This is a genomic window from Segeticoccus rhizosphaerae (assembly GCF_005222685.1).
Lineage (GTDB): Bacteria > Actinomycetota > Actinomycetes > Actinomycetales > Dermatophilaceae > Segeticoccus > Segeticoccus rhizosphaerae.
Genome location: NZ_SWMA01000007.1, coordinates 57,316 through 78,242, shown reverse-complemented (window position 1 = coordinate 78,242; position 20,927 = coordinate 57,316). Strand labels below are relative to the sequence as shown.

At 71.0% G+C, this 20,927-nt stretch carries 23 protein-coding genes, 1 tRNA gene and 1 other RNA gene; 8 read left to right on the top strand and 17 right to left on the bottom strand.

Annotated elements, in window-relative coordinates; genetic code table 11:
- The first annotated feature begins 51 nt into the window (after window positions 1-51).
- Window positions 52-468: an SRPBCC family protein gene (locus tag FCN22_RS07665; RefSeq protein ID WP_137120960.1), complete on the top strand. Its 417-nt coding sequence runs from the start codon at window positions 52-54 to the stop codon at window positions 466-468.
- Window positions 469-478: 10 nt separating this feature from the next.
- Here the strand turns inward: FCN22_RS07665 and FCN22_RS07660 are convergent, their stop codons facing one another.
- Entirely contained in the window at window positions 479-2,368 is a 1,890-nt protein-coding gene (locus FCN22_RS07660) for a S9 family peptidase (RefSeq protein ID WP_137120959.1), read from the bottom strand.
- Window positions 2,369-2,406: 38 nt separating this feature from the next.
- The gene (locus FCN22_RS07655; RefSeq protein WP_137120958.1) at window positions 2,407-2,595 is read right to left on the bottom strand and encodes a methionine aminopeptidase; all 189 of its coding nucleotides are present in this window, start codon (window positions 2,593-2,595) and stop codon (window positions 2,407-2,409) included.
- A 49-nt stretch (window positions 2,596-2,644) separates the two neighbouring features.
- Between FCN22_RS07655 and map the strand changes: the two genes are divergently transcribed.
- From map to FCN22_RS07640, 3 genes are all read left to right on the top strand, one after another.
- A complete protein-coding gene (gene map, locus FCN22_RS07650) occupies window positions 2,645-3,508 on the top strand; it encodes a type I methionyl aminopeptidase (RefSeq protein ID WP_137120957.1) in 864 nt (287 codons plus the stop codon).
- A gap of 26 nt (window positions 3,509-3,534) precedes the next feature.
- A complete protein-coding gene (gene ppgK, locus FCN22_RS07645; RefSeq protein ID WP_137120956.1) occupies window positions 3,535-4,296 on the top strand; it encodes a polyphosphate--glucose phosphotransferase in 762 nt (253 codons plus the stop codon).
- Between the two features lie 138 nt (window positions 4,297-4,434).
- A complete protein-coding gene (locus tag FCN22_RS07640) occupies window positions 4,435-5,691 on the top strand; it encodes a carboxylate--amine ligase (protein ID WP_238384588.1) in 1,257 nt (418 codons plus the stop codon).
- 16 nt (window positions 5,692-5,707) lie between these two features.
- Here FCN22_RS07640 and FCN22_RS07635 read toward each other — a convergent pair whose 3' ends face one another.
- Window positions 5,708-6,361 (bottom strand): MBL fold metallo-hydrolase, encoded by a 654-nt coding sequence (locus FCN22_RS07635; RefSeq protein WP_137120954.1) that lies wholly within the window; start codon window positions 6,359-6,361, stop codon window positions 5,708-5,710.
- A gap of 38 nt (window positions 6,362-6,399) precedes the next feature.
- Between FCN22_RS07635 and FCN22_RS07630 the strand changes: the two genes are divergently transcribed.
- Window positions 6,400-7,857 (top strand): GuaB1 family IMP dehydrogenase-related protein, encoded by a 1,458-nt coding sequence (locus FCN22_RS07630; protein WP_137120953.1) that lies wholly within the window; start codon window positions 6,400-6,402, stop codon window positions 7,855-7,857.
- A gap of 17 nt (window positions 7,858-7,874) precedes the next feature.
- Here the strand turns inward: FCN22_RS07630 and FCN22_RS07625 are convergent, their stop codons facing one another.
- The 5 genes from FCN22_RS07625 to FCN22_RS07605 form a co-directional block, all read right to left on the bottom strand.
- Entirely contained in the window at window positions 7,875-8,174 is a 300-nt protein-coding gene (locus tag FCN22_RS07625; protein WP_137120952.1) for a hypothetical protein, read from the bottom strand.
- A 71-nt stretch (window positions 8,175-8,245) separates the two neighbouring features.
- Window positions 8,246-9,754, bottom strand: a complete 1,509-nt coding sequence (locus FCN22_RS07620) for a D-alanyl-D-alanine carboxypeptidase family protein (RefSeq protein ID WP_162308156.1) — start codon at window positions 9,752-9,754, stop codon at window positions 8,246-8,248.
- Between the two features lie 146 nt (window positions 9,755-9,900).
- An RNA gene (gene rnpB, locus FCN22_RS07615) (RNase P RNA component class A) lies at window positions 9,901-10,305 on the bottom strand.
- 120 nt (window positions 10,306-10,425) lie between these two features.
- Window positions 10,426-11,256, bottom strand: coding sequence for an HAD family hydrolase (locus FCN22_RS07610; protein ID WP_137120950.1), 831 nt, complete (start codon window positions 11,254-11,256; stop codon window positions 10,426-10,428).
- A 4-nt stretch (window positions 11,257-11,260) separates the two neighbouring features.
- Window positions 11,261-12,784: an RNB domain-containing ribonuclease gene (locus FCN22_RS07605; protein WP_137120949.1), complete on the bottom strand. Its 1,524-nt coding sequence runs from the start codon at window positions 12,782-12,784 to the stop codon at window positions 11,261-11,263.
- 50 nt (window positions 12,785-12,834) lie between these two features.
- On the opposite strand from FCN22_RS07605, the gene FCN22_RS07600 reads away from it, so the two are divergent.
- Together FCN22_RS07600 and FCN22_RS07595 are read left to right on the top strand one after the other, a co-directional pair.
- Window positions 12,835-13,581 carry a YaaA family protein gene (locus tag FCN22_RS07600; protein ID WP_137120948.1) on the top strand — a complete coding sequence of 249 codons (747 nt, stop codon included), beginning with the start codon at window positions 12,835-12,837 and terminating at the stop codon, window positions 13,579-13,581.
- Window positions 13,582-13,593: 12 nt separating this feature from the next.
- Window positions 13,594-14,679, top strand: a complete 1,086-nt coding sequence (locus tag FCN22_RS07595; protein WP_137120947.1) for an SLC13 family permease — start codon at window positions 13,594-13,596, stop codon at window positions 14,677-14,679.
- Between the two features lies 1 nt (window position 14,680).
- Here FCN22_RS07595 and FCN22_RS07590 read toward each other — a convergent pair whose 3' ends face one another.
- On the bottom strand, window positions 14,681-14,929 hold the full coding sequence (locus tag FCN22_RS07590; RefSeq protein ID WP_137120946.1) for a hypothetical protein: 249 nt from the start codon (window positions 14,927-14,929) through the stop codon (window positions 14,681-14,683).
- Window positions 14,930-15,135: 206 nt separating this feature from the next.
- Here FCN22_RS07590 and FCN22_RS07585 point away from each other — a divergent pair, with 206 nt between their 5' ends.
- Window positions 15,136-15,378, top strand: a complete 243-nt coding sequence (locus FCN22_RS07585) for a hypothetical protein (RefSeq protein WP_137120945.1) — start codon at window positions 15,136-15,138, stop codon at window positions 15,376-15,378.
- 33 nt (window positions 15,379-15,411) lie between these two features.
- Here the strand turns inward: FCN22_RS07585 and FCN22_RS07580 are convergent, their stop codons facing one another.
- The 8 genes from FCN22_RS07580 to FCN22_RS07545 all read right to left on the bottom strand — a co-directional run bounded on the left by FCN22_RS07580 (window position 15,412) and on the right by FCN22_RS07545 (window position 20,850).
- Window positions 15,412-16,593: an O-succinylhomoserine sulfhydrylase gene (locus tag FCN22_RS07580; RefSeq protein ID WP_137120944.1), complete on the bottom strand. Its 1,182-nt coding sequence runs from the start codon at window positions 16,591-16,593 to the stop codon at window positions 15,412-15,414.
- A gap of 6 nt (window positions 16,594-16,599) precedes the next feature.
- Complete coding sequence (locus FCN22_RS07575) at window positions 16,600-17,817, bottom strand: bifunctional RNase H/acid phosphatase (protein ID WP_137120943.1); 1,218 nt, start codon at window positions 17,815-17,817, stop codon at window positions 16,600-16,602.
- 3 nt (window positions 17,818-17,820) lie between these two features.
- Window positions 17,821-18,594, bottom strand: coding sequence for a zinc ribbon domain-containing protein (locus tag FCN22_RS07570; RefSeq protein WP_238384587.1), 774 nt, complete (start codon window positions 18,592-18,594; stop codon window positions 17,821-17,823).
- Window positions 18,551-19,411 (bottom strand): Nif3-like dinuclear metal center hexameric protein, encoded by an 861-nt coding sequence (locus tag FCN22_RS07565; RefSeq protein WP_137120942.1) that lies wholly within the window; start codon window positions 19,409-19,411, stop codon window positions 18,551-18,553. Before FCN22_RS07565 ends, FCN22_RS07570 begins: the two co-directional genes overlap by 44 nt.
- Window position 19,412: 1 nt before the next feature.
- Window positions 19,413-19,485 (bottom strand) — tRNA-Val (locus tag FCN22_RS07560).
- Window positions 19,486-19,526: 41 nt separating this feature from the next.
- The gene (locus FCN22_RS07555; RefSeq protein WP_238384586.1) at window positions 19,527-20,000 is read right to left on the bottom strand and encodes a peroxiredoxin; all 474 of its coding nucleotides are present in this window, start codon (window positions 19,998-20,000) and stop codon (window positions 19,527-19,529) included.
- The gene (locus FCN22_RS07550; protein WP_202911460.1) at window positions 19,997-20,383 is read right to left on the bottom strand and encodes a pyridoxamine 5'-phosphate oxidase family protein; all 387 of its coding nucleotides are present in this window, start codon (window positions 20,381-20,383) and stop codon (window positions 19,997-19,999) included. The genes FCN22_RS07555 and FCN22_RS07550 overlap by 4 nt, the downstream gene beginning before the upstream one ends.
- 38 nt (window positions 20,384-20,421) lie before the next feature.
- Window positions 20,422-20,850 (bottom strand): DUF3052 domain-containing protein, encoded by a 429-nt coding sequence (locus FCN22_RS07545; protein ID WP_137120941.1) that lies wholly within the window; start codon window positions 20,848-20,850, stop codon window positions 20,422-20,424.
- Between the last annotated feature and the right edge of the window lie 77 nt (window positions 20,851-20,927).

Below are 20,927 nucleotides of genomic sequence, written 5' to 3'. Positions count from 1 at the left end.
AGTACTCCCACCCGGCCGAACGGTCGGCCGGGCCGAACCGAGGAGGTTTGGATGACAGATGAGGAACAGTCCACGGAGACCGAGTCCGCGGGGCAACGCACCACGAGCGTCGAGATCACCGAGGTCGTGCCCCGCCCGTTGGAGAGCGTGTGGGCGCGGCTGACCACCAACGAGGGCATCGAGGCCCTGCTCGGTCGGGGGGCGAGGCTCGGAGGCAAGGGCGAACCGTGGCACTGCGAGGACGGCACCCACGGCGTCGTCCGCAGCTACCACCCGATGGAGCAGGTGCGGGTCTCCTGGCACGCCGACGCCGATGCACCCGCCTCGCTCGTCGACCTCACGCTGAGCCCTGCCGACGAGGGCACGAGGCTCCAGCTGCGCCACGAGCACCTCGCCGACGGCAGCGCCCCAGAGCAGCTGCGGGAGCGCTGGGAGGGCGCACTCAAGCGGCTGACCGCGGCCTCCTGACGCAGCCGCGTCAGCCGAGCGGTAGCCAGCGCTGATACCACTCGCGCACGCGCCGCAGCAGATCCACCTGGTGGCGAGCCTCACCCACGCCGTGCGGCTCGCGCGGATAGCTCACGAGCTCCACCGGCACGTCCTGCCCCCGCAGGGCGCGATGGAAGGCCGTGGCCTGACCGATCGGGACGCGGACATCCTTCTGCCCGTGCAGGATCAGCAGAGGCGTCTCGCGCGACGCGGCATACGAGATCGGTGATCTCCTCGCGAAGTCGTGCGGGCCGGGTCCGTCCCACGGCCGGTCGTCCACGAGGACGGACTCGAAGGTCGGCAGGTCGGACAGGGAGGACATCGCACCCCAGTCGCTGATCCCTGCTCCCATGACGCCGGCCCGGAAGCGTGTCGTCCGGGTGACCGCCCACGCCGTCATGAACCCACCCTGGCTCCACCCCCCGATGCCCAGTCGCTGCGGGTCCGCGATCCCGCGCTCGACGGCGGCGTCCACCATCGCCAGCACGTCCTGCGCCTCGGCGCCCCCGACGTCGTGACGCACCGCGGTCGCGAAGGCCTGGCCCCGCCCCATGCCGCCCCGGTAGTTGGGCATGAGCACCGTGTATCCGGCGCAGGCCAGCCACTGCCCCCAGTCGAGCGGGCTGCAGTGCGGGGACAGCCCGGACCGGCCATAGGGACCACCGTGGACGAGGACCACCGTCGCGTTGGGCCCGTCGACACCACCCGGCGGGGTGATGGTGACGCCGTCGATCTTCAGCCCGTCCGCTGCCTCGGTCGTGAACGGCTCCACCGTCCCGAGCGCGACGTCCGCCCAGTCGGCGTGGTGGTCGGAGACCGGGCGCACGCGGTCCGGACGCCCCACCCACACCTCGGGCGGACGGTCGGCGGTGCTCACCACCGCTGCCAACACACCTCGGGCCACGTCGTGGTCGCCGATCTCCCCCTCGACCTCCCACAGCAGGGTCCGCTGACCGGAGGCGGGATCGCTCCATTCGAGCCGGTCCGTGAGGCCCTGCACGACGTGGATCGCGAGCCGCCCGTCGTCCGGTCGAGCGCCCACCGTGCAGGCACCCTCCTGCAGGCCGGTGCCGACCCTCTCCGGCACCGAACCCTCGGGAGTCGTCACCGACCACGCAGTGAAGGACGCCTGGTGGACGCCGTCCTGGTATGCCGTGTAGCTCAACCGGGTGCCGTCGGCACCCCAGGCGAGGCCCTCCATACCGGCGGAGGCGCACAGCCGTCGCGCCTCCTGTGCGGCCACGTCCCACAGCCACAGTGCCCGTCGGTCGGACTCGTCCGGCTCCGGGGTGTCCTGGGCGACGAAGGCGATCGTCGAGCCGTCCGGCGACCAGGCCACCTCGACCGGGTGCAGGTCGAGCTCCAGCAGCGTCGTGACCTCGCCGGAGGCGACGTCGACGGTGTGCAGCCGGTCGCGCTGCCAATGCTCGCCGAACACGTCGGGGTCGTCCCGCTCCTGCTCACGGCGCTCGTCCTCATCGTCCGGCTCGTCGGGGGCCAAAAAGGCCAGGCGCGAGCCGTCGGGCGACCAGTCGTGCGCGCTCACCGACCGCTTGCGCACCACGAGCGGCTCTGCCTCGCCCCCGTCGGTGTGCAGCAGGTAGAGACCCTTGGTGCCCCTCTCCTTGCGGTCGGAGAGGAAGGCGATCCGCCGTCCGTCCGGTGACCAGCGCGGCGCGCTGTCGCACCCGCCATACGTCCAACGTCGACCGGACTCCTCTCCGTCCGTCGTCGCGAGCCACAGCGCGCTCTCACCGTGTTCATCGCTCTGGCCGTAGGGCGCTGCCGACCACACCACACGGCGCCCTTCGGGCGACAGCCGCACCTGCTCCGGGCGCCACGTCGAGGTGATCAGGTCAGCTGTGAGCTCGCTCTCCATGGCCGTCACGGTATCGAGCGGAGCGGCGGGGACTGCGGTCAGTCCTCGAGGCCCTCGTCGTTCCAGGCCTTGTCCTCGGCGTCCCACTTCTCGGTGTTGTCCCGTGCGTGCGCGAGCGCCTGCTCGGCCTCCTCACGCGTGTCGTAGGGGCCGAGCACGTTCTCGTTGCGGCTGCGGTTGGTGTCGTCCTCCACCTGGGCGCGGTCGACGTTGTACCAGTACTTCACGAGAAACCTCCGTGGTCGGTCGGGCGTGCTGGTGCCTAGACTCCACCGTATGCCGCCAACCCACGCAAGTGTCGCTCCGGCCACGATCGGTCCGCGGCGCACGGTGCCGGTGGCCATCGGCAGGCCCGAGTACGTCGACCGACCGGCGCCCGCCCCCTTCACCGGGTCGGAGGTCAAGGATCCCGAGACGATCGAGCGGATGCGGGTGGCCGGGCGGATCGCGGCCCGGGCCCTGCAGGCCGCCGGCGCCGCTGTTGCGCCCGGCGTCACCACCGACGAGATCGACAAGGTCGGGCACGAGTTCCTGGTGGACCACCGCGCCTACCCGTCCACCCTCGGATACCGGGGTTTCCCGAAGTCACTGTGCACGAGCGTCAACGAGGTGGTCTGCCACGGCATACCGGACAGTCGGCCCCTGGCGGACGGGGACATCGTCAACATCGACATCACCGCCTACGTGGGCGGAGTCCACGGCGACACCAACGCGACCTTCCTGGTCGGAGACGTCGACGAGGAGTCGCGGCTACTCGTCGAGCGCACCCGCGAAGCGATGCTGCGGGGCATCAAGGCGGCGGTCCCGGGCCGGCAGATCAACGTCATCGGACGGGTGATCGCCAGCTATGCCAGGCGTTTCGGCTACGGCGTCGTCAAGGAGTACACCGGTCACGGCATCGGATCCTCGTTCCACTCCGGCCTGGTGATCCCGCACTACGACGCGGCTCCCTCCTACGCCACCGTGATCGAACCCGGTATGACGTTCACCGTCGAGCCGATGCTCAACCTCGGCACCCCCGAGTGGGAGATGTGGGACGACGACTGGACGGTCGTGACGAAGGACGGCCGTCGCTCCGCGCAGTTCGAGCACACCATCCTGGTCACCGAGTCCGGCAACGAGATCCTCACCCTGCCCTGATCCGCACACCGCACGGAAGGCGCGCCATGTCCACGACCCACCAACCGCTCGGCATCGACATCGGCGGGAGCGGCATCAAGGGCGCACCGGTCGACCTGCAGCGTGGCGAGTTCGCTGCCGAGCGGCTGCGCATCGAGACGCCCCAGCCGTCCACTCCCGACGCGGTGGCCGACGTGGTCGCCGAGATCTGCGACCACTTCGCCGACCAGACCGGCGACTCCCCCATCGGCGTGACCTTCCCCGCGGTCGTCACCTCCGGAGTGGTGCGTTCGGCCGCCAACGTGGACAAGACGTGGGTCGGCACCGACGCGCAGCGCCTCATCAGCGCCCGGGTCGGGCGGCAGGTCGTCGTGGTGAACGACGCGGACGCCGCCGGGGTCGGAGAGCTGCACTACGGCGCCGCGCGCAACTGCGACGGTCTCGTGCTCGTCGCCACCCTCGGCACCGGCATCGGCTCGGCGCTGCTCAACTGCGGCGCGCTCGTGCCCAACACTGAGCTCGGGCACCTCGAGATCGACGGTTACGACGCGGAGTCGCGGGCGGCTAACAGCGCGCGCGAGGCCGAGGGCCTGTCGTGGGAGCAGTGGGCTGGTCGGCTGCAGCGCTATTTCGGAGCGGTCGAGGACCTCTTCTGGCCCGACCTGATCGTCATCGGCGGCGGCGTCTCCAAGAAGTCGGAGAGGTACCTGCCCCACCTGCACCTGCGGGCGCCGATCGTGCCGGCCCAGCTGGCCAACGCGGCCGGGATCATCGGCGCCGCCTGGCTTGCGGAGCAGGCGAGCCGGTAACGGCCGCGCGCGTGCCGGACCGGGCCGGGCCCGGGCCTGCCGTAGCATTGCGGGGCGCAGGTCCCCGACGGATGGATGGTTCATGACAGCACCCCACGAAGTTCTCCGCTTCGCTCCGATACTTCGCGGGGGCGCCGCGTGACGACTCCCGCTGCACGCGCCACGCCACCGTTCGACCTCGTGATGATCGGGGCCGACATCGGCGTCTACGCGCTCGCGCGGGCGTTCCACGAGCGGTATGGCGTCATCTCCACCGTGGTGTCCCGGCTCGCCACCGGCCCCATCGCCAACTCGAAGATCATCGAGAACGTGGCGCTCGGCGAGGGCACCACCTTGGACGACACCCTGCGCGAGCTGCTGCGGATCGGGCAGCAGCGGAGCCAGGACGTACCGGCCCTGCTGATGTGCAACGCGGACGGTTTCGTGCGGTTCGTGGTGGACCACCGCGAGGAGCTCAGCCAGTACTACGTCATCCCGTTCATCGACGCGACCCTGCTCGACCAGCTCTCCGACAAGGGCCACTTCGCCGAGCTCTGCGCGAAGCTCGACATCGACACCCCGACGACGGTGATCCAGGACTTCTCCGGCGCCGCCGCGCCGGGCTGGTCGGCCTCACCGATCGACCTGCCGTTCCCGGTCGTGGCCAAGGCGGCCGCCAGCTCGGAGTACGAGGGGATGTCCTTCGAGGGCAAGAAGAAGATCTACTTCATCTCCGACCAGGCCGAGCTCGACGCGCTCTGGGCGCGTCTGTCGGCGGCCGGCTTCGCCGGCCGCTTCGTCGTGCAGGAACTCATCCCCGGTGACGACACGTGGATGCGGTCGATCACGGCATACTGCGACCGGCGCGGCGAGGTCACCCTGCTGTGCTCCGCGCAGGTCCTCCTCGAGGAGCACACGCCACTCGCCCTCGGCAACCCGGCCGCGATGATCACGACCGCCCTGCCCGAGGCGATGGAGCAGGCCAAGCGGCTGCTGCAGGAGGTCGGTTACGTCGGGTTCGCCAACTTCGACGTCAAGGTCGACCCGCGTGACGGCACCTTCCGCTTCCTCGAGGTCAACCCGAGAATCGGCCGCAACAACTACTACGTCACTGCGGCGGGTGCGAACGTTGCACAGTTCGTCGTGGGCGACTTCATCGAGGACCGGCCGGTGGAGCCGGTCGTGGTCGAGCGGGAGATCCTGTACTCGATCCTCCCGCAGCGGTTGCTGCTGAAGTACGTCACCGACCCGGCGCTCAAGGCCCGGGTCACGGCGCTGGGCAAGCGCGGTATCGCGCACCCCTTGGAGAACAGGATCGAGGGGGTCAGGCGCAGGGCCTACGTGGTCGCGGCGAAGCTCAACCAGATCAAGAAGTTCCGCACCTACTACCCCGAGCCCACCGAAACCGGCTTCTGACGCCGCGAGGGACTCGTCAGAAGTCCGTGGCGTCTCCCGTGGCAAGGTCGTGCACCGTCACGCCGCCCTCCAGCCCGAAGTCGGCGACGTGTTTCAGATACATCGCCCGCGCGGGCGCAGTCAGCAGCGCGTCGTGGATCGGGATGACGGCCGCCGGCTGCACGCGCCGGACGAACGCGATCGTCTCCTTCACCGCGCACCATGGCGCGTTGAGCGGCACACCGAGCAGGTCGACCGGTACGCCGGGGTCCGCGTCGAGGGCGTCGCCCGGGTGGAACAGCGTCGGTCCCTCCTGCTCGCTGATCACGAGCCCGAGGTTGCCGATCCGCGGCAGGAACTCGTGGATCACCGCGTGCAGCTCCCCCACAGGCGTCACACGCAGACCGCCCACCTCGACGTGTCGCCCGGCGGCCGTCTCGTTGGCCGTGATCCCCTGTTCGGCCAACGCACGGACGGTTTGCGGCTCGGCATACACGCTGGACCCGGGGTTGGCGGCGAGGAGCCCGGGCAGCTTCGCGACGTCGACGTGGTCGGCGTGCTGATGGGTGATGAAGAAGGCGTCGAGCCGGGTCACTCCGTCGAAGTCGGAGAAGGTGCCGGGGTCGAGGAGCACCCGGTCGTCACCGGACTCCACGAGCAGGCAGGAGTGGCCGAGATGGGTCAGTCGCATGGCGCCAACCTACGCTGCTGCACGTAGCATGTCTGCCCGTGAAGTTCCTCAATGATGCGCGCCCCGGCTACGACCTGACCTACTCCGACGTGTTCATGGTCCCCTCGCGCTCGGGCATCGCCTCGCGGATGGACGTCGACCTCGCCTCGCCGGACGGCGTGGGGACGACGATCCCGCTCGTGGTCTCCAACATGACCGCGATCTCCGGTCGGCGCATGGCCGAGACCGTCGCGCGCCGAGGCGGGATCGCCATCCTGCCGCAGGACATCCCGGCGCCGGTCGTGCAGTCCGCGATCGACTACGTCAAGAGCCGCCACCCGGTCTTCGAGACCCCCATCACCATCGACCCGGAGTCTCCGGTGGCCGAGGTGCTGGCCCTTCTCGGCAAGCGGTCGCACCGCGCCGCGGTCGTTCTCGAGGAGGGGCGCCCCGTGGGCATCATCACCGAGCACGACTGTCTCGACGTCGACCGGTTCGCGCGGGTCGGTGACGTGATGACACGGGAGATCGTGACCGTGGGCCGCGACGAGGACCTGTATGGCGCGTTCGACACCCTGTCGACGCACCACCTTGACGTCGTGCCGGTGCTCGAGGGCGACCAGATGCTCGGCGTGCTGACCCGCCGCGGCGTGCTGCGCTCGGCGATCTACCAGCCCGCTCTCGATCCAGGGGGCCGGCTGCTGGTCGGCGCCGCCATCGGTATCAACGGTGACGTCAAGACCAAGGCCGAGCAGATCATCGCCGCCGGCGCCGACGTGCTGGTCGTCGACACCGCACACGGGCACCAGGACAAGATGTTCGAGGCGCTCCCGCTGGTGGTCGCCGCCCGGGACGCGCACGAGGTGGCCACGGGGATCCGCCTGCCCATCGCGGCCGGCAACGTCGTGTCGGCTGAGGGCGCCGCCGAGCTCGCCGATGCGGGCGCGGACATCATCAAGGTCGGCGTCGGACCGGGGGCCATGTGCACCACGCGGATGATGACCGGGGTGGGTCGTCCGCAGTTCTCGGCCGTCCTCGAGTGTGCGGCTGCCGCAAGGGAGTCGGGCGCGACGGTGTGGGCCGACGGCGGGGTGAAGTATCCACGCGACGTCGCGCTGGCGCTCGCGGCCGGGGCGGCGAGCGTGATGATCGGCTCGTGGTTCGCGGGGACCCACGAGAGTCCGGGGGACCTGATGCGGGACGCCGACGGGAGGCTCTACAAGGAGAGTTTCGGGATGGCCTCCGCCCGCGCCGTGCGCAACCGGACCAGGACCGCGTCGGCGTTCGAGCGGGCACGTTCGGCGCTGTTCGAGGAGGGCATCTCCTCCTCCCGGATGTACCTCGACCCCGCCCGCCCCGGCGTCGAGGACCTCATCGACTCGATCGTCTCCGGCGTGCGCAGCTCCTGCACCTACGCCGGGGCTGCCTCCGTCCGCCAGTTCCACGAGCGCGCGGTGGTCGGGGTGCAGAGCAGCGCCGGCTACGAGGAGGGCAGGCCCCAGCCGGTCTCCTGGTGAGTGCCGCCGGGCGGAGCTCAGCGCTCCAGCTGCTTGACGACGCTGTGCCGGCGCTCCATCAGGTCCTCCCAGACCTTCCTGCGCCGGGTGAGGGAGGCCGAGGCGACCAGGCTCCACAGGATCCCCGCGGGGAAGGCAACGTGCCAGAACGGGTGGTTGCCGAGGATGAAGACCACCACGGTCATCACCACGCACACCATGAGTGAGAGACGGGCCAGCCACAGCCGGGTCGTCAGCGCATCCCCAGGTGGCTGGACGCCCGGCCGCAGCTCGAGGGGCACGTCGGCCTGCGTGGTCCGGTTCCGTGGAGTCTCCATGCCGTGGTCCTACCCACTACCGCCGGATCTCATCCGCGGGCACCGGGAGGCGACCTGCGGATCGAAGCCGGTCAGCCGACGTACTCGAAGTGCCAGAACTCGGGATTGGAGCCGCCCTGGTCCATGAAGTGGGGACGTTGCCAGCCATACTTCGGCCCGTTCGCGACCAGCCACTGCTCCCGCGGCGTGCCGTAGCCGTAGCGCGCCGCGTTGCCGCTGACGTCACAGGCGATGGCCCGGCCGTGGTTGGAGTAGCCGGGCACTGCGGCCTTGGTCCCCTTCTCCTGGCGGTAGAAGACCTGGGTGGCGTAGGTGCGATAGCACTCGTCGACCTCGAGGTTGTGACCGAATCTGGCCTTGAAGGCGGCGTTCATCGCCTGCATGCCCGACCGGGCGCCCCCGCACCTCACGAACCGGTATTCCTTGCCGGGAATGGGCAGGTGGCACAACGAGTTCGGGTTCAACCGACCGTTGCTGCCGGTGTAGGCGTAGGTGTTGGTGGTCAGCTGCGCCATCCGGATGTAGCGGTGCGGGCCGATGCGGAGCCACCCGTTCGAGACGGTGCCCTTGACCAGGCCTCCCTTGGGCGCGTAGTCGATGCGGGTGGACGACGTGGTGGGGCGGGTGTAGACGTCGCCCCAGCGCACCGCCACGTGCTGGCTCACCTCGGTGGTGGTATTCAGGGGCTGCGACCTCAGCACCGTGCCGGAGATGTGGAAACCGCTGGCGTTGATACGAAGCCAACCACTGCTGCTCATCCTGCCGGTGACCTTGGTGCCCCGGCTGTAGGTGCCCTTCACGGCATACCGCGTGCTTGGCCCCGACCGGTAGTTGGCCACGGCGTACTTCACGTAGCGCGTCACGGTCGGCGGCCGCTTGGAGGTGAGCACCACACCCGAGATGTAGTGCCCGTTGGTCATCTTCAACCAGCCGTTCGAGGTGAGGCGGCCACCCACCTGGGTGCCCTGCCAGTAACGACCGACCACGCGGTAGCCGGTGCCGGCGCCGGTGCGGTAGTTGGCCCACGACGCCTTGACCCAACGGGTGGTCGGCGGGGGCGGCGGGGTGGTGCGCAGGACGGCCCACGAGATGTAGCCACCGTTGCCCAGCCTGAGCCAGCCGTATGCCGACGGGGTGCCCGTCAGCTTCGTGCCCTTGCGGTAGGTGCCCACCACCGTGTAGTTCGTCGTGGGTCCGGTCCGGTAGTTGGCCGTCGCGGTGGCGACGTAGCGGGTCAGGATGCCGGGAGTGACGCTCGTCAACGAATCACCCGAGACGTAGCGCCCGTTGGCCAGCTTCAGCCAGCCCGAGCCGGTGAACGTGCCGGTGACCTGCGTGCCCTTCCAGTACCGGCCGACCGCGGCGTACTGGGTCCCCGGTCCCGTGCGAGACACGGCGCGGTCGACAGAGATCCAGCGGGTGGAGGTCTGGACGGCCTGGACCACCGTGGGCGCGGCCGCCGGCGAAGCGGTCGCAGGTGGGGCGCTCACGCAGAGGGCGACCACCACGGCCAGGGCGATGGTGGCGGTGGAGAACAAGCGCAGGAGCACCGGCGACGGACCGGTTCGTGTGGTGGCCATGGCCCCAGAGCGTAGACCGCTGTCAAGGAGGCGTGGTTGATGGCGAAGGACCCGTTTCGTCAAGGAATCGTCAAGCGGGGCGGCTGTCGAACACCGCAGCATCCTGACGACGCTGAACAACGGCGCACCATCGCTCCGACTGTTGGCGGATGAGTCGGTCTGTACGCCGGGTCCTGTGCCCGGTCGCCGTTGCCGGCGGCCGGGTGACGGTCATCTATCTCGGGTGCCCGTTGCCGGACACCTCCAGCGGTCTACCCGCACGCTCGGACGGACCGCCCTCGAACGCGTGCTGTCTGACCTTGCTCCCGGTGGGGTTTACCAAGCCGCCCCAGTCACCTGGGGCGCTGGTGGTCTCTTACACCACCGTTTCACCCTTACCCCGGTGCCTGCCCCGCCGGAGCGGGGTGGTCCACCGTGGCGGTCTGCTCTCTGTGGCACTGTCCCGCGGGTCACCCCGGGTGGCCGTTAGCCACCACCGTGTCCTACGGAGCCCGGACGTTCCTCGGCGGCGCCACTGACGTGGACACCGACGCGACCGTCTGACCGACTCATCCGCGCCCAAGCATAGGCCATTCGCCGAAGGTCGCTGCGGCAAGAAGGGGTCGTCGAGAGCCGCTCTCGCCCGCCGCAACGCTGGAGGACGCCCGGAGGGGGAAGGCATGGGGCGGCTCCTACCGCAGCAGCGCCGCCTCGAGGACCTGGGCCACCCCGTCGGCGTCGTTCGAGGGACACACCGACGTCGCCGCGGCGAGGGCCTCGGGATGCCCACCGGCGACAGCAAAGGACGTGCCCGCCCACGTCAGCATCGGCACGTCGTTGGGCATGTCACCGAATGCCCAGACCCGGTCTGGGCCGACGTCCAGCGCAGCGCACCAGTCGGCCAGTGCAGCAGCCTTGGTGACGCCGGCCGCGCTGATCTCGGCCAGACCGTGGGCACCCGAGAACGCCAGCACCGCCCGCTCCCCCACGACGGCACGGACGGTCTGGTGGAAGTGCTCGTCGGCGACGCCCGGGCACTTGGCCAGCAGCTTCCCCGGAAGGGGGTCGAGGAGAGACTCCAGAGCCGCAGCGTCCTGGGGAGCCTCCACCACCGTGACGCCACGCGGCTCCGTGCCGCCGACGAGGTAGCCCGGCTCGTGGGCAAACCCGGTGCTGCGCTCGACGGCGAACCCGATGCCCGGCAAGGCCGTCCTCAGGTCCGCCGCGAGCTCCAGGATCGTCTCCACCGTGAGGCAGTGTTCGGCCGTCACGCGACCCGCGCCCACGTCATACACGAAGGCGCCGTTCGAGCAGAGGATGACGCCGTGCGCTCCGGCGATGTCGCGCAGGTGGTCCAGCCAACGAGGGGGCCGCGCCGTGACCAGGACGATCTCGACGCCGGCTGCCTCCACGCGACGCAGCACCTCCTTGGTGCGGCGGGAGACGGAGCCGTCGCTCCGCAGCAGCGTGCCGTCCAGATCGCTCGCCACGACCGCGGGGAGCTCGCGCGAGCCGGTCGTCATGTCCTCACGCTCCGTCGTGTCCTCCCGGCGCAGCGGCCGGTGCCGGGAGGACCTGGCCACCGTTTGCCGACCCCGCCGCCCCACCGGTCACCGCGAAGCGGACCGAGTGGTCCGCGACCTCTGCCTCCACGAGCCTGACGCGGACGGCCGCGCCCAGCTGGGCCTCGCCGTCGCACTTCGCGAGGATCGCGGGATCGGTGACCTGGACCAGTGACTCGCCCTCTCCGCGCTGGTCGACCACCACTGCGTCGAACTCCTCACCCACCCGGTCCTTGAGCGCCGCCGCCTCGACCGTGTCGGTGCAGGCGCGGTCCACGGCGTTGGCGAGCTGGTCGGTTGCCTGCATGATCTCGGGCAGGGTCGGCAGGGCCTGGACCGCCCACTCGGGCACCGTGGAGTCGGTGCACAGGGCCTCGCAGACCACCAGGCCGAACCGGTCCACCAGCCGGCGCAGCGGCGCAGTGACGTGGGCATAGGGCGCGGCCACCGCGGCATGCTCGGTCTGCTCCGGGACAGCGCCGTCGAACGGGGTGTAACCGGCACCCCGGAAGAGCGTCGTGGCGTCGTGGATGAGGGCCAGGTGCTTGCCGTTGGAGCGGTCCAGTGAGCGCAGGAACTCGCCGTAGAGCATCTCGGCCGGCCACTCCACCCCGAGGGCCCGCGCCTGGCGGCGGAATCGGGCGATCGTGTCGCGGTCGGCAGCCGGCATCGTGCGCAGGATGCCCACCTCCCCGTGCAGCATCATCTCGGCCGCGGCGATCCCGGTCATCAACGAGATCTGCGCGTTCCAGTCCTCGGCCGGCGCCAGCGGCCGGAAGCCCACCACATAGCGCCCCCCGTCGGTCAGCGTGACCTCCTGCTCGGGCATCGGCAGGCTGGCCCCCCCGCGCCCGCGTTCCAAGGCGATCCGGCGTTCCCCCACCTCCTTGAGCAGGAGCAGGCGCCCGTCGTCGCGTCTCCCGTCGACCGCCTCCTGCACCTGGTCATAGTCGAGGCGGTCCCGACTGCGCACCATGGCGCGGTAGACCTCGGCCGCGGTCACCTCTCCGTCGGCGTCGAGCGTGAGGTCCCAGAGGTAGGCAGGACGCACCTGCCCGGGCAGCAGGCTGGCGGCCCCCTCGCTGAGCGACGCGGGGTGCAGGGGATTGCGCTGGTCCGGGCTGTAGATCGTCTGCCCGCGGCGCCTGGCCTCCTCGTCGATCGCACCCCCGGGGGTGACGAAGGCCGGCACATCAGCGATGGCGTAGCGCACGCGGTAGCCATCGCCCGTGCGCTCCAGGTGCATCGCCTGGTCGAGATCCTTCGAACCGGGCGGGTCGACGGTGAAGAACGCCAGTCCGGTCTCGTCACGATCCGGCAGGTCCGGTGCGCTCGCCACCCGCTCGGCCTCGGCGAGCACCTCGGGCGGGAACTCGTCCGGCACCTTGAGCTCCGCCCGCACGGCAGCGAACGCCGCATCGAGCTCTCCGGCGTCAACCCCCTTGTCGTCGCGTCGGTCGCTGTGCACCTGGATGCGTCGACTCGCCATGGGGCAACCCTAGAGGAGCGCCCTGCCCGGACGCGGCATACAGTCTGGACGTGCTGATCCTCCTGCCGCCCTCGGAGTCGAAGACGGGCCGTCGACGGGGCAACCCGGTGGACCTGAAGAAGCTCAGTTTTCCCGAGCTCACACCGGTCCGGGAGCAGGTCATGGATGCGCTCGAGCAGGTCAGCCGCCGGGCGGACGCTCCCGCCCTCCTCGGGGTCAGCGCCAACCTGCGCGACGAGATCGACCACAACCTCGAGCTGCACGAGGCGCCGGCGCTCCCGGCGAGCCGCCTCTACACCGGCGTGCTCTACGACGCCCTCGACCACACGAGTCTCGACACCGCGGCCAAGCGACGCGCGAACCGGTGGCTGCTCGTCGCGTCCGCACTCTTCGGCGTCCTGCGGCTCACCGACCCGGTGCCGCCCTACCGCCTGTCGATGGCCGTCAACCTCGGCGACCTGGGTCCCCTCGCCTCGGTCTGGCGGGAACCGCTCGCCGAGGTGCTGCCGGCGGCGGCCGGCAGCGGCGTCATCGTCGACTGCCGTTCGAGCACGTATGCCGCGGCCTGGACTCCGCACGACGGCCTCGCGCAGCGGTGGGTCCAGATCAGGGTGCCCGGGGCCACCCACATGGCCAAGCACACCCGGGGCCTGGTCGCCCGGCACCTCTGCCAGGTCGGCCAACCGGCTCGCAACCCGGAGGCTCTTGAGCGCCTCCTCTCCCCCGCGTTCACGACACTCCTCACGCCTTCTCCGCGCCCGGGGCGGCCCTGGATCCTCGACGCCACCGCGGCCTGAGCCAGCAGGCCGATGGACGCCGCTCTGCTGGCCGAGCGCGTCGGCCCGGTCCTCGCGTTCCTCGTCGCGGTCACCATCGTCGCCGAGATCTCCGACGAGGCGGGGGTTTTCGACGTGGCCGCGCACTGGGCGGCCCGAGCAGGACGTCACCGTCGCTGGCGCCTGTGGGCCCTCGTGGTGGCACTGGCCTGCGTGAGCACCATGGTGCTCAGTCTCGACACGACGGCGGTGCTGCTCACGCCGGTGGTCATCACGCTGGCCCGCCAGGTGGGAATGTCCGCCGCGCCGTTCGTCATGGCCACCGTCTGGTTGGCCAACACCGCCTCGCTCCTGCTGCCGGTGTCCAACCTCACGAACCTGTTGGCATTGCACCAGTTCCACGCGTTGGGAGTGGACTTCGCGGCATACGTCTCCTTGATGTGGCGCCCGGCGCTGGCCGCGATCGCCGCCACCGTGGTCGTCCTGGCAACGCTGCACCGCAGCCACCTGCGCGGGCAGTATGCCGTCGAGCCACCTGCGGAGCCCCACGACCGGGTGCTCCTGCTGGGAGCCGCTGCGGTCTGTCTCGCGCTCGGCCCGGTCTTCGCGACGGGCATCGTCCCCGCCGTCCCGGCCGGGGCGGCGGCGGTGCTGCTGCTCCTGCTGGCCACCTGGCGGGATCGGACACTCCTGCGGCGGATCTCGGTGCCCTGGGCCACGGTGGTCGGGGTCTGCGTGCTCTTCGTGGTGATCGACGTGGCCGGGCGGCACGGGCTGACCGACCTGCTGCGCGACTGGGCCGGGACCGGCGCCGGTGGGGCCGACCTGCTCCGCGTCGCGGGCGTGGGGGCGGGCAGCGCCAACCTGGTCAACAACCTGCCTGCCTACCTGGCGCTGGAGCCGGTCGCCGACACCGACCCCAACCGCCTCGCGGCGCTGCTGGTCGGCGTCAACTGTGGCCCGCTCATCACGGTCTGGGCCTCGCTGGCCACGCTCCTGTGGCGGGACCGCTGCCATCGTGCGGGGGTCCGGGTGTCATTGCGACGCATGGGGATCGAGGGGGCCGTGTGTGCCGTGGCAGCGGTCAGTGCCGCCACCCTGGCGCTGGCCCTGGGGTGACCTAAGACGGCGTCGACTGCCCCGGCTCGCTCGCCTCGCCCACCGCCGCCCCGAGGTCCTCGACCGGATCCACCTTGGACAGCAGCGGGATCCGGCGGATCGGCCGGCTGACCGTGGGCAGCACCGCCGCGCCTACCAGCATCCCGGCGGCCAGGCCCGTCTCGAGGAGCCCGATCACCGACGGTGCGACCGCGCGCTGTTGCAAGGCGATGATCAACGTCAGCAGAAGCCCGTTGGCACCGAAGTTCAATGCGGCAGAGGTGACGAAGATCGGCTGCAGCGCCTCGTGCCGCCAGATGAAGGCGAGGCCCGCGCGGATCGAGGCCCGCAGTGGCTCGCGCGGCCCGGGCGGCTGCGACGGCGCTCCGAGTCGCGCGCGGACGGCTCCCGCGCACGCTGCGGCGACGAGGTAGGAGATGGGCGCAGAACAACAGCCACGCCCTCGTCGACGCGGCCATGGCCACCACCACGTCGGACGACGCCGAGGCGATGATCGCCGACGCCGCCCTGCACCTCAGCAGGCCGGAGGCCGAAGCGTTCGCACGGGAGCTGCAGGAGCTGCACCGGCGCTGGACCGAGCGCTCACCGGAGAAGGCCCGTGAGGCGGACGACCAGGGACGCCGCAGCTACTACGCGGTGACCTACCTCGCGGCCGCGGACCTGGTCTACCGGCAACTCACCGACCGGGCGCAGACCTGACCGCAGGACTGGCTGGGGAGCGGCCCCGCCGGATCAGGCCAGCGCCCGGGTGAAGTCCTCGACCAGGTCGCGGGTGTCCTCCAGTCCGACCGAGATCCGCAGCGTGCCGTCGGTGATGCCCATGGCCGCGCGTCCCTCGGCTCCGGCGCTGCGGTGGGTCGTCGTGGCCGGGTGGGTGATGATCGACTTGGCGTCGCCCAGGTTGTTGGAGATGTCGACCAGTCGCAGCGCGTTCATCAGTGCGAACGCCTCGGCCTTGCCGCCGTCCAGGGTGAGCGTCACGACCGTCCCTCCCCCCTCCATCTGGGCATGCGCGAGCCCGTGCTGGGGGTGCGAGTCGAGCCACGGGTAGAGCACCCGCGACACCCGGGGATGTGACTCCAGGACCCGAGCCAGCTCCAGCGCGGAGGACGCCATCGCCCGCACCCGCAATGACATGGTCTCCAGGCCCTTGAGCAGCACCCAGGCGTTGAACGGCGACATCGAGGGTCCGGTGCGGCGCATCAGCGTCCTGACCGGGCCGTCGATGAACTCACTGGTCCCGAGCACGGCGCCGCCGAGCACCCGGCCCTGCCCGTCGATGTGCTTGGTCGCCGAGTAGACGACGACGTCCGCCCCGTGCTCGACCGGGTGGGAGAAGACGGGCGTGCCGAAGACGTTGTCCACGACCACCTGCGCGCCGGCCGCGTGCGCGAGGCCGCACACGGCGGACATGTCCACCAGCTCCTGCATCGGGTTGCTGGGACTCTCGAAGAACACGGCGGCCGTCGGCTGCGACAAGGCCGCGCGCCACTGCTCGAGGTCGGTGCCGTCGACGAAGACCGTCTCGACCCCCCACCGCGGCAGCACCTCGTCGAGGATGGCGAAGCAGGCGCCGAAGAGCCCGCGTGAGGCCACGACCCGGTCGCCCTGCCCGAGCAGCGCCGCGAGCGCCACGAACACCGCCGACATCCCGCTCGCCGTCGCGAAGCACGCTTGGGTGCCCTCCAGCAGCCGCATCCGGTCCTCGAACATGGCCACGGTGGGGTTGCCGTAGCGCGAGTAGAGGAACCGGTCACTCTTCCCGGCGAAGGCCGCCTCGGCCTCCTCCGCGGAACCGTAGACGAACCCGGAGGTGAGGAAAAGCGCCTCCGAGGTCTCCTCGAAGTCGCTGCGCGCCAGTCCGCCGCGCACGGCGAGCGTGTCGGGTCGGTATGCCGGCCGGTCGTCAGTCATCGCGGGTCATCGGGTGAGGTGGTGGGTGTCGTTGACGAACGACACGGAGAACCCGCCGTCCGCCCACACCTCGATGCCGGTCAAGGACGCCGGCGAGGTGGCGATCGACCAGAGTCGCTCGTGCGGGATGGCGAGCAGCTGCGAGAGAACGCACATGATCGGCTTGCGGTGGGTGGCCACGACGACGGTTCCGCCGAGGTCGACCGCACGGTGCAGGGCGCCACCCACCCGCTCGAAGAGCTGGCGGTGCGACTCGCCACCGGGCCGGGCATAGTCGTCGTCGGTGCGCAACGACCTCAGGTCGTCGGGGAAGCGGGCGGCGATCTGGGCCATGCTCTTGCCGTCCCAATCGCCGAATCCCTGCTCGTCCCAGTCGGCGTCGATGACAGGCTCGAGGCCGAGGGCAGCGGCGACCGCCTCTCCGGTCTCGACCGCGCGGGCCAGGGAGGACGACAGCACCCGGACCGGCCCGTGCGGCATGTCCTCGAGCAGCTCCCGCACCGCAGCGCCTGCGGCCTTGGCCTGCGAGCGCCCCTGCTCATTGAGTGAGGGGTCCGCTCCCCCGCGGCCGTCGAGCTTGCCGGCCACGGTGAAGTTCGTGACCCCGTGCCGGACGAGGATGATCCGCGAGGGCGCATCGAGATCGGCGTGCCGACTGTCGCTGATGACCTGTTCCTGCACCGGAGTCCGCATCGCACCAGCCACGTCCGACGACGGTCCCGTGGCATTCGCGTCACCCGGCGCTGCGGCCTCGCCGGGGGTCTCGTCCGGGCCGGCGAGGTCGGCCGGGTCGCGCTCGATGGTCTGCCCGTCCATGGCGGCGTTGGCGAGGGCGTCGGCAGCGGAGTTCTCGGCCCGCGGCACCCAGGTGAAGGTCACCGACCCGCCGGCCGCGCTGATCTCGGCCGCGACGTCACGCGCCTCCAGCGCGAGTCGGCGCATGTCCTGGTGCTTGATCTTCCAGCGGCCGGACATCTGCTCGACGACCAGCTTGGAGTCCATCCGGGCCTCGATGTCCGCACCCGCGTCGATCGACTGGGCAGCCCGCAGGCCCGCGATCAGACCGGAGTACTCGGCCACGTTGTTGCTGGCGATGCCGACGGAGCGGGCACGCTCGGCGATCACCGCGCCGGTGCCCGGGTCCCGGACCAGCGCGCCATACCCCGCCTTGCCCGGGTTGCCGCGGGATCCCCCGTCGGCCTCGACGATGAGCCTGCGCCCCACCGCTCAGATCCCCGACTCGGAGGTCCGCACGAGGATGCGGCGGCACTCCTCGCAGCGCACCACCTCGTCCTCCGGCGCGGCCGCGATGCGGCCCAGGTCCACCTGGTTGAGCTCGAGTCGGCAGCCACCGCACCGCCGCTGGGTCAGGGCGGCCGCGCCCAGCCCGCCGCTCGAGGCCCGGACCTTGTCGTAGAGGGCGATCAGGTCCTCGCCCACACCCGACACGGTCTGCGCCCGCTCCGCGACGACCTGCTCCCGCTCGGCGTCGAGCTCCCCGAGCTCCTTGTCGCGAGCCGCCTCCAGGTCGGCGATGCGCGATGCGAGCTCGGCCCGGGCGGCCTCGTGCTCACGCAGGGTGGTCTCGAGCCCCTCCGCCCGTTCCATGACCTCCAGCTCGAGGTCCTCCAGCTCCGACTGCCGCCGCGCCAGTGAGGTGATCTCGTGCTGCAGCGCCTGCATGTCCTTGGCGGTGCCCTGTCCCGAGTCGAGCCGGGTCTGGTTGCGCAGGGCGCGGTCGCGGACCAGCTGCACGTCCGCCTCGGACTTGGCGATCTCGCGGCCCACGTCGTCGAAGGCGGTGCGCGCCCTGACCACCTCGGCGTCCAGAGCCGACGCCTCCCGCTGCAGACCCTCGAGCTCCTTCAGCACCGGCAGGCTCGCCTTGCGGTGGTCGATCTGGTCGATCCTCGTGTCCAGCGCCTGCAGGTCGAGCAGGCGCCACTGACGACTCAGTTCAGCTTTCAGGACGGCCTCCGGGCTCGGGTGCGGTGCGTGCATCGACCACGAAGTCCCACGGGTCGGTGCACAGGCTGGAGATGTGGAACTCCACCGTATCTCCCCGGTCGGCGAGTGTCCGGAGGAGTTCGTCACGGGCACTGGCCAGCCAGAGCCACTCCGTCGCCCAGTGCCCGGCGTCGATGAGGTATGGCGTGCCGCCCCTGGCCTCCTCCCTCGCCTCCGACGCGGGATGGTGGCGCAGGTCGGCCGTCACGAAGACGTCCGCGCCGCAGCCGCGCACCGCATCGAACTGGTCGTCCCCGGCACCGCCCAGGACCGCGACCCGGCGCACCTCGGCGTCCGGGTCGCCCGCGACGCGGAGGCCGCCCGGCGCGGACGGCAGGGCACGGGCGAGCAGCTCGGCGAAGCGACGCAGGGTGACGGGCGCGGCCAGCTCTCCGACCCGTCCGAGCGGGCGGCCCTCCTCCATCACCAGGGGCTCCGTGCCGTCCAGGCCGGCGGCGGCGGCCAGGGCGTCCGACACCCCGGGTGAGGCGACGTCGGCGTTGGTGTGCGCGACATACAGCGCCACATCGCCCACAACCAGGGAGGTGACGGACGCGCCCTTGGCGCTGGTGGTCGCGACGCTGTGCACGCCGCGCAACAACAGCGGGTGGTGGGTGATCAGCAGGTCGGCGGCCTCGGCGCGCGCCTCCTCGATGACGGCCAGCGTCGGGTCGACGGCCAGGTGGATCCGCCGCACCGGTTGGTCGAGGTCACCGCTGACGAGCCCGACACGGTCCCACGACTGGGCCGTGTCCGGTGGGTACAGCTCCTCGAGGGCGGCGACGAAGTCGCGCAGGGTCAGATCGTCCACGTGGGCCCGGCCGGGTTCGAACCGACGACACCCGCGGTGTAAACGCGGTGCTCTACCAACTGAGCTACAGGCCCTGGCGCACCGATCCGGCGGATCGGAAGTCCGGCGGCACAGGCTAACCCAGATCCGCCAGCGCCTGATGACAGCTCGCGAGGTCCCGCGCCTCACCCGGTTCGTGGACCAGGGTCCACCGGATCACACCGTCCCGGTCGAGCAGGAAGGTCCCCCGGGTGGCGAAGCCGCCCCGGTCGTGAAAGACCCCGTAGGCACGGGCCGCCCCACCGTGCGGCCAGAAGTCACTGAGCAGGGGGAACTCGAACTCCTCCCGCTCGGCCCACGCCCGGAGCGTGAACATGGGGTCACAGGAGATCGCGAGCACCTGGACGCGGTCGTTCTGGTAGCGGCCGAGGTCGTCCCGCACGCTGCCCAGCTCCTCGGTGCAGATCCCGGAGAACGCGAAGGGGTAGAAGACGAGCAGGACGTACTTGCGGCCGCGGTAGTCGGCCAGGGACACCTGCTGACCGTGTTCGTCCTGCAGCGCGAGCGGGGGCGCTGCCGCGCCCACCCCGGGTGGCGACGCGGGGCTCACGACGCTCCGGCCAGCGGCACCTCGACGCAGTCCGAGGCGCAGCCGTCGCCCTCCTTGGGCTCCCGCTCGGGGGCCGCGCGGTGCAGCACCGCCCGGCTCGGGGACACCGCCAGACCGACGCCGGCCGTCTCGGCGGTGCCGTCCACGATCAGGGAGTAGCCTCCCGGCTCGCGGGGCGGCCAGGCCAGCGTGACGGCGGGCCGCTCACCGGCATTCGACAGGGTGCGCCGCCCGAGCCCGTCGATCTCGACCTTGTCACCACGAACGACAGGGCTGACCGCGACGACGTGCGCGGTCGACCCCTCGGTGATCGTGACCAGGTAGGCATAGTCGAAGTCGCGCAGCGTCTCGCCGAGGACGGCGAGATCGACAGGGATGCTCATGACCTCCACCCTAGGTCGCGCGCCGGCGGCGGCAAAGGTCAGCGGCGAGAGGTCTTGGGGGCGACGAGTCTCGTGCCGTTCCAGTCGGCGCCGGCCCCGACACTCCCGGAGGCGTGCAGTCCGGCGGTGAGCGCGGCCTCCTCGATGTCGCTCGCGTCGACATGGTTGTCGCGCCCGACCTTGGGTGTCAGCAGCACCACGAACCCACCCTCGACCAGCCCGGTCAGTGCGTCCACGACGTCGTCGATGAGGTCACCGTCGCCGTCCCGCCACCACAGGACCACGGCATCGGCCACCCCGTCGTAGTCCTCGTCCTCGAGCTCGGAACCGATCACGTCCTCGATCCCGAGTCGCAGGTCCTCGGCCACGTCCTCGTCATAGCCGAACTCCTGCACGATCTGTCCTGCGGCAAAGCCCAGCTTCTCCGCCGAGCTCTTCGCCGACGCCGCTTGCGCGGTCGCAACCACGTGTTGTTCCCTTCCAGAGGCCGGCCGAGGAGCTCCCCCGCCGGCACGAGCGTGTTGTCAAGGCGTAGTCCACTAGG

What these genes read in the sequence shown, in the direction of transcription:
- FCN22_RS07665 (WP_137120960.1), top strand. Translation starts at nt 52, where the DNA reads ATGACAGATGAGGAACAGTCCACGGAGACCGAGTCCGCGGGGCAACGC.
- FCN22_RS07660 (WP_137120959.1), bottom strand. Translation starts at nt 2,368, where the DNA reads ATGGAGAGCGAGCTCACAGCTGACCTGATCACCTCGACGTGGCGCCCG.
- map (WP_137120957.1), top strand. Translation starts at nt 2,645, where the DNA reads ATGCCGCCAACCCACGCAAGTGTCGCTCCGGCCACGATCGGTCCGCGG.
- ppgK (WP_137120956.1), top strand. Translation starts at nt 3,535, where the DNA reads ATGTCCACGACCCACCAACCGCTCGGCATCGACATCGGCGGGAGCGGC.
- FCN22_RS07635 (WP_137120954.1), bottom strand. Translation starts at nt 6,361, where the DNA reads ATGCGACTGACCCATCTCGGCCACTCCTGCCTGCTCGTGGAGTCCGGT.
- FCN22_RS07625 (WP_137120952.1), bottom strand. Translation starts at nt 8,174, where the DNA reads ATGGAGACTCCACGGAACCGGACCACGCAGGCCGACGTGCCCCTCGAG.
- FCN22_RS07620 (WP_162308156.1), bottom strand. Translation starts at nt 9,754, where the DNA reads ATGGCCACCACACGAACCGGTCCGTCGCCGGTGCTCCTGCGCTTGTTC.
- FCN22_RS07610 (WP_137120950.1), bottom strand. Translation starts at nt 11,256, where the DNA reads ATGACGACCGGCTCGCGCGAGCTCCCCGCGGTCGTGGCGAGCGATCTG.
- FCN22_RS07605 (WP_137120949.1), bottom strand. Translation starts at nt 12,784, where the DNA reads ATGGCGAGTCGACGCATCCAGGTGCACAGCGACCGACGCGACGACAAG.
- FCN22_RS07595 (WP_137120947.1), top strand. Translation starts at nt 13,594, where the DNA reads ATGGACGCCGCTCTGCTGGCCGAGCGCGTCGGCCCGGTCCTCGCGTTC.
- FCN22_RS07585 (WP_137120945.1), top strand. Translation starts at nt 15,136, where the DNA reads ATGGCCACCACCACGTCGGACGACGCCGAGGCGATGATCGCCGACGCC.
- FCN22_RS07580 (WP_137120944.1), bottom strand. Translation starts at nt 16,593, where the DNA reads ATGACTGACGACCGGCCGGCATACCGACCCGACACGCTCGCCGTGCGC.
- FCN22_RS07570 (WP_238384587.1), bottom strand. Translation starts at nt 18,594, where the DNA reads ATGCACGCACCGCACCCGAGCCCGGAGGCCGTCCTGAAAGCTGAACTG.
- FCN22_RS07550 (WP_202911460.1), bottom strand. Translation starts at nt 20,383, where the DNA reads ATGAGCATCCCTGTCGATCTCGCCGTCCTCGGCGAGACGCTGCGCGAC.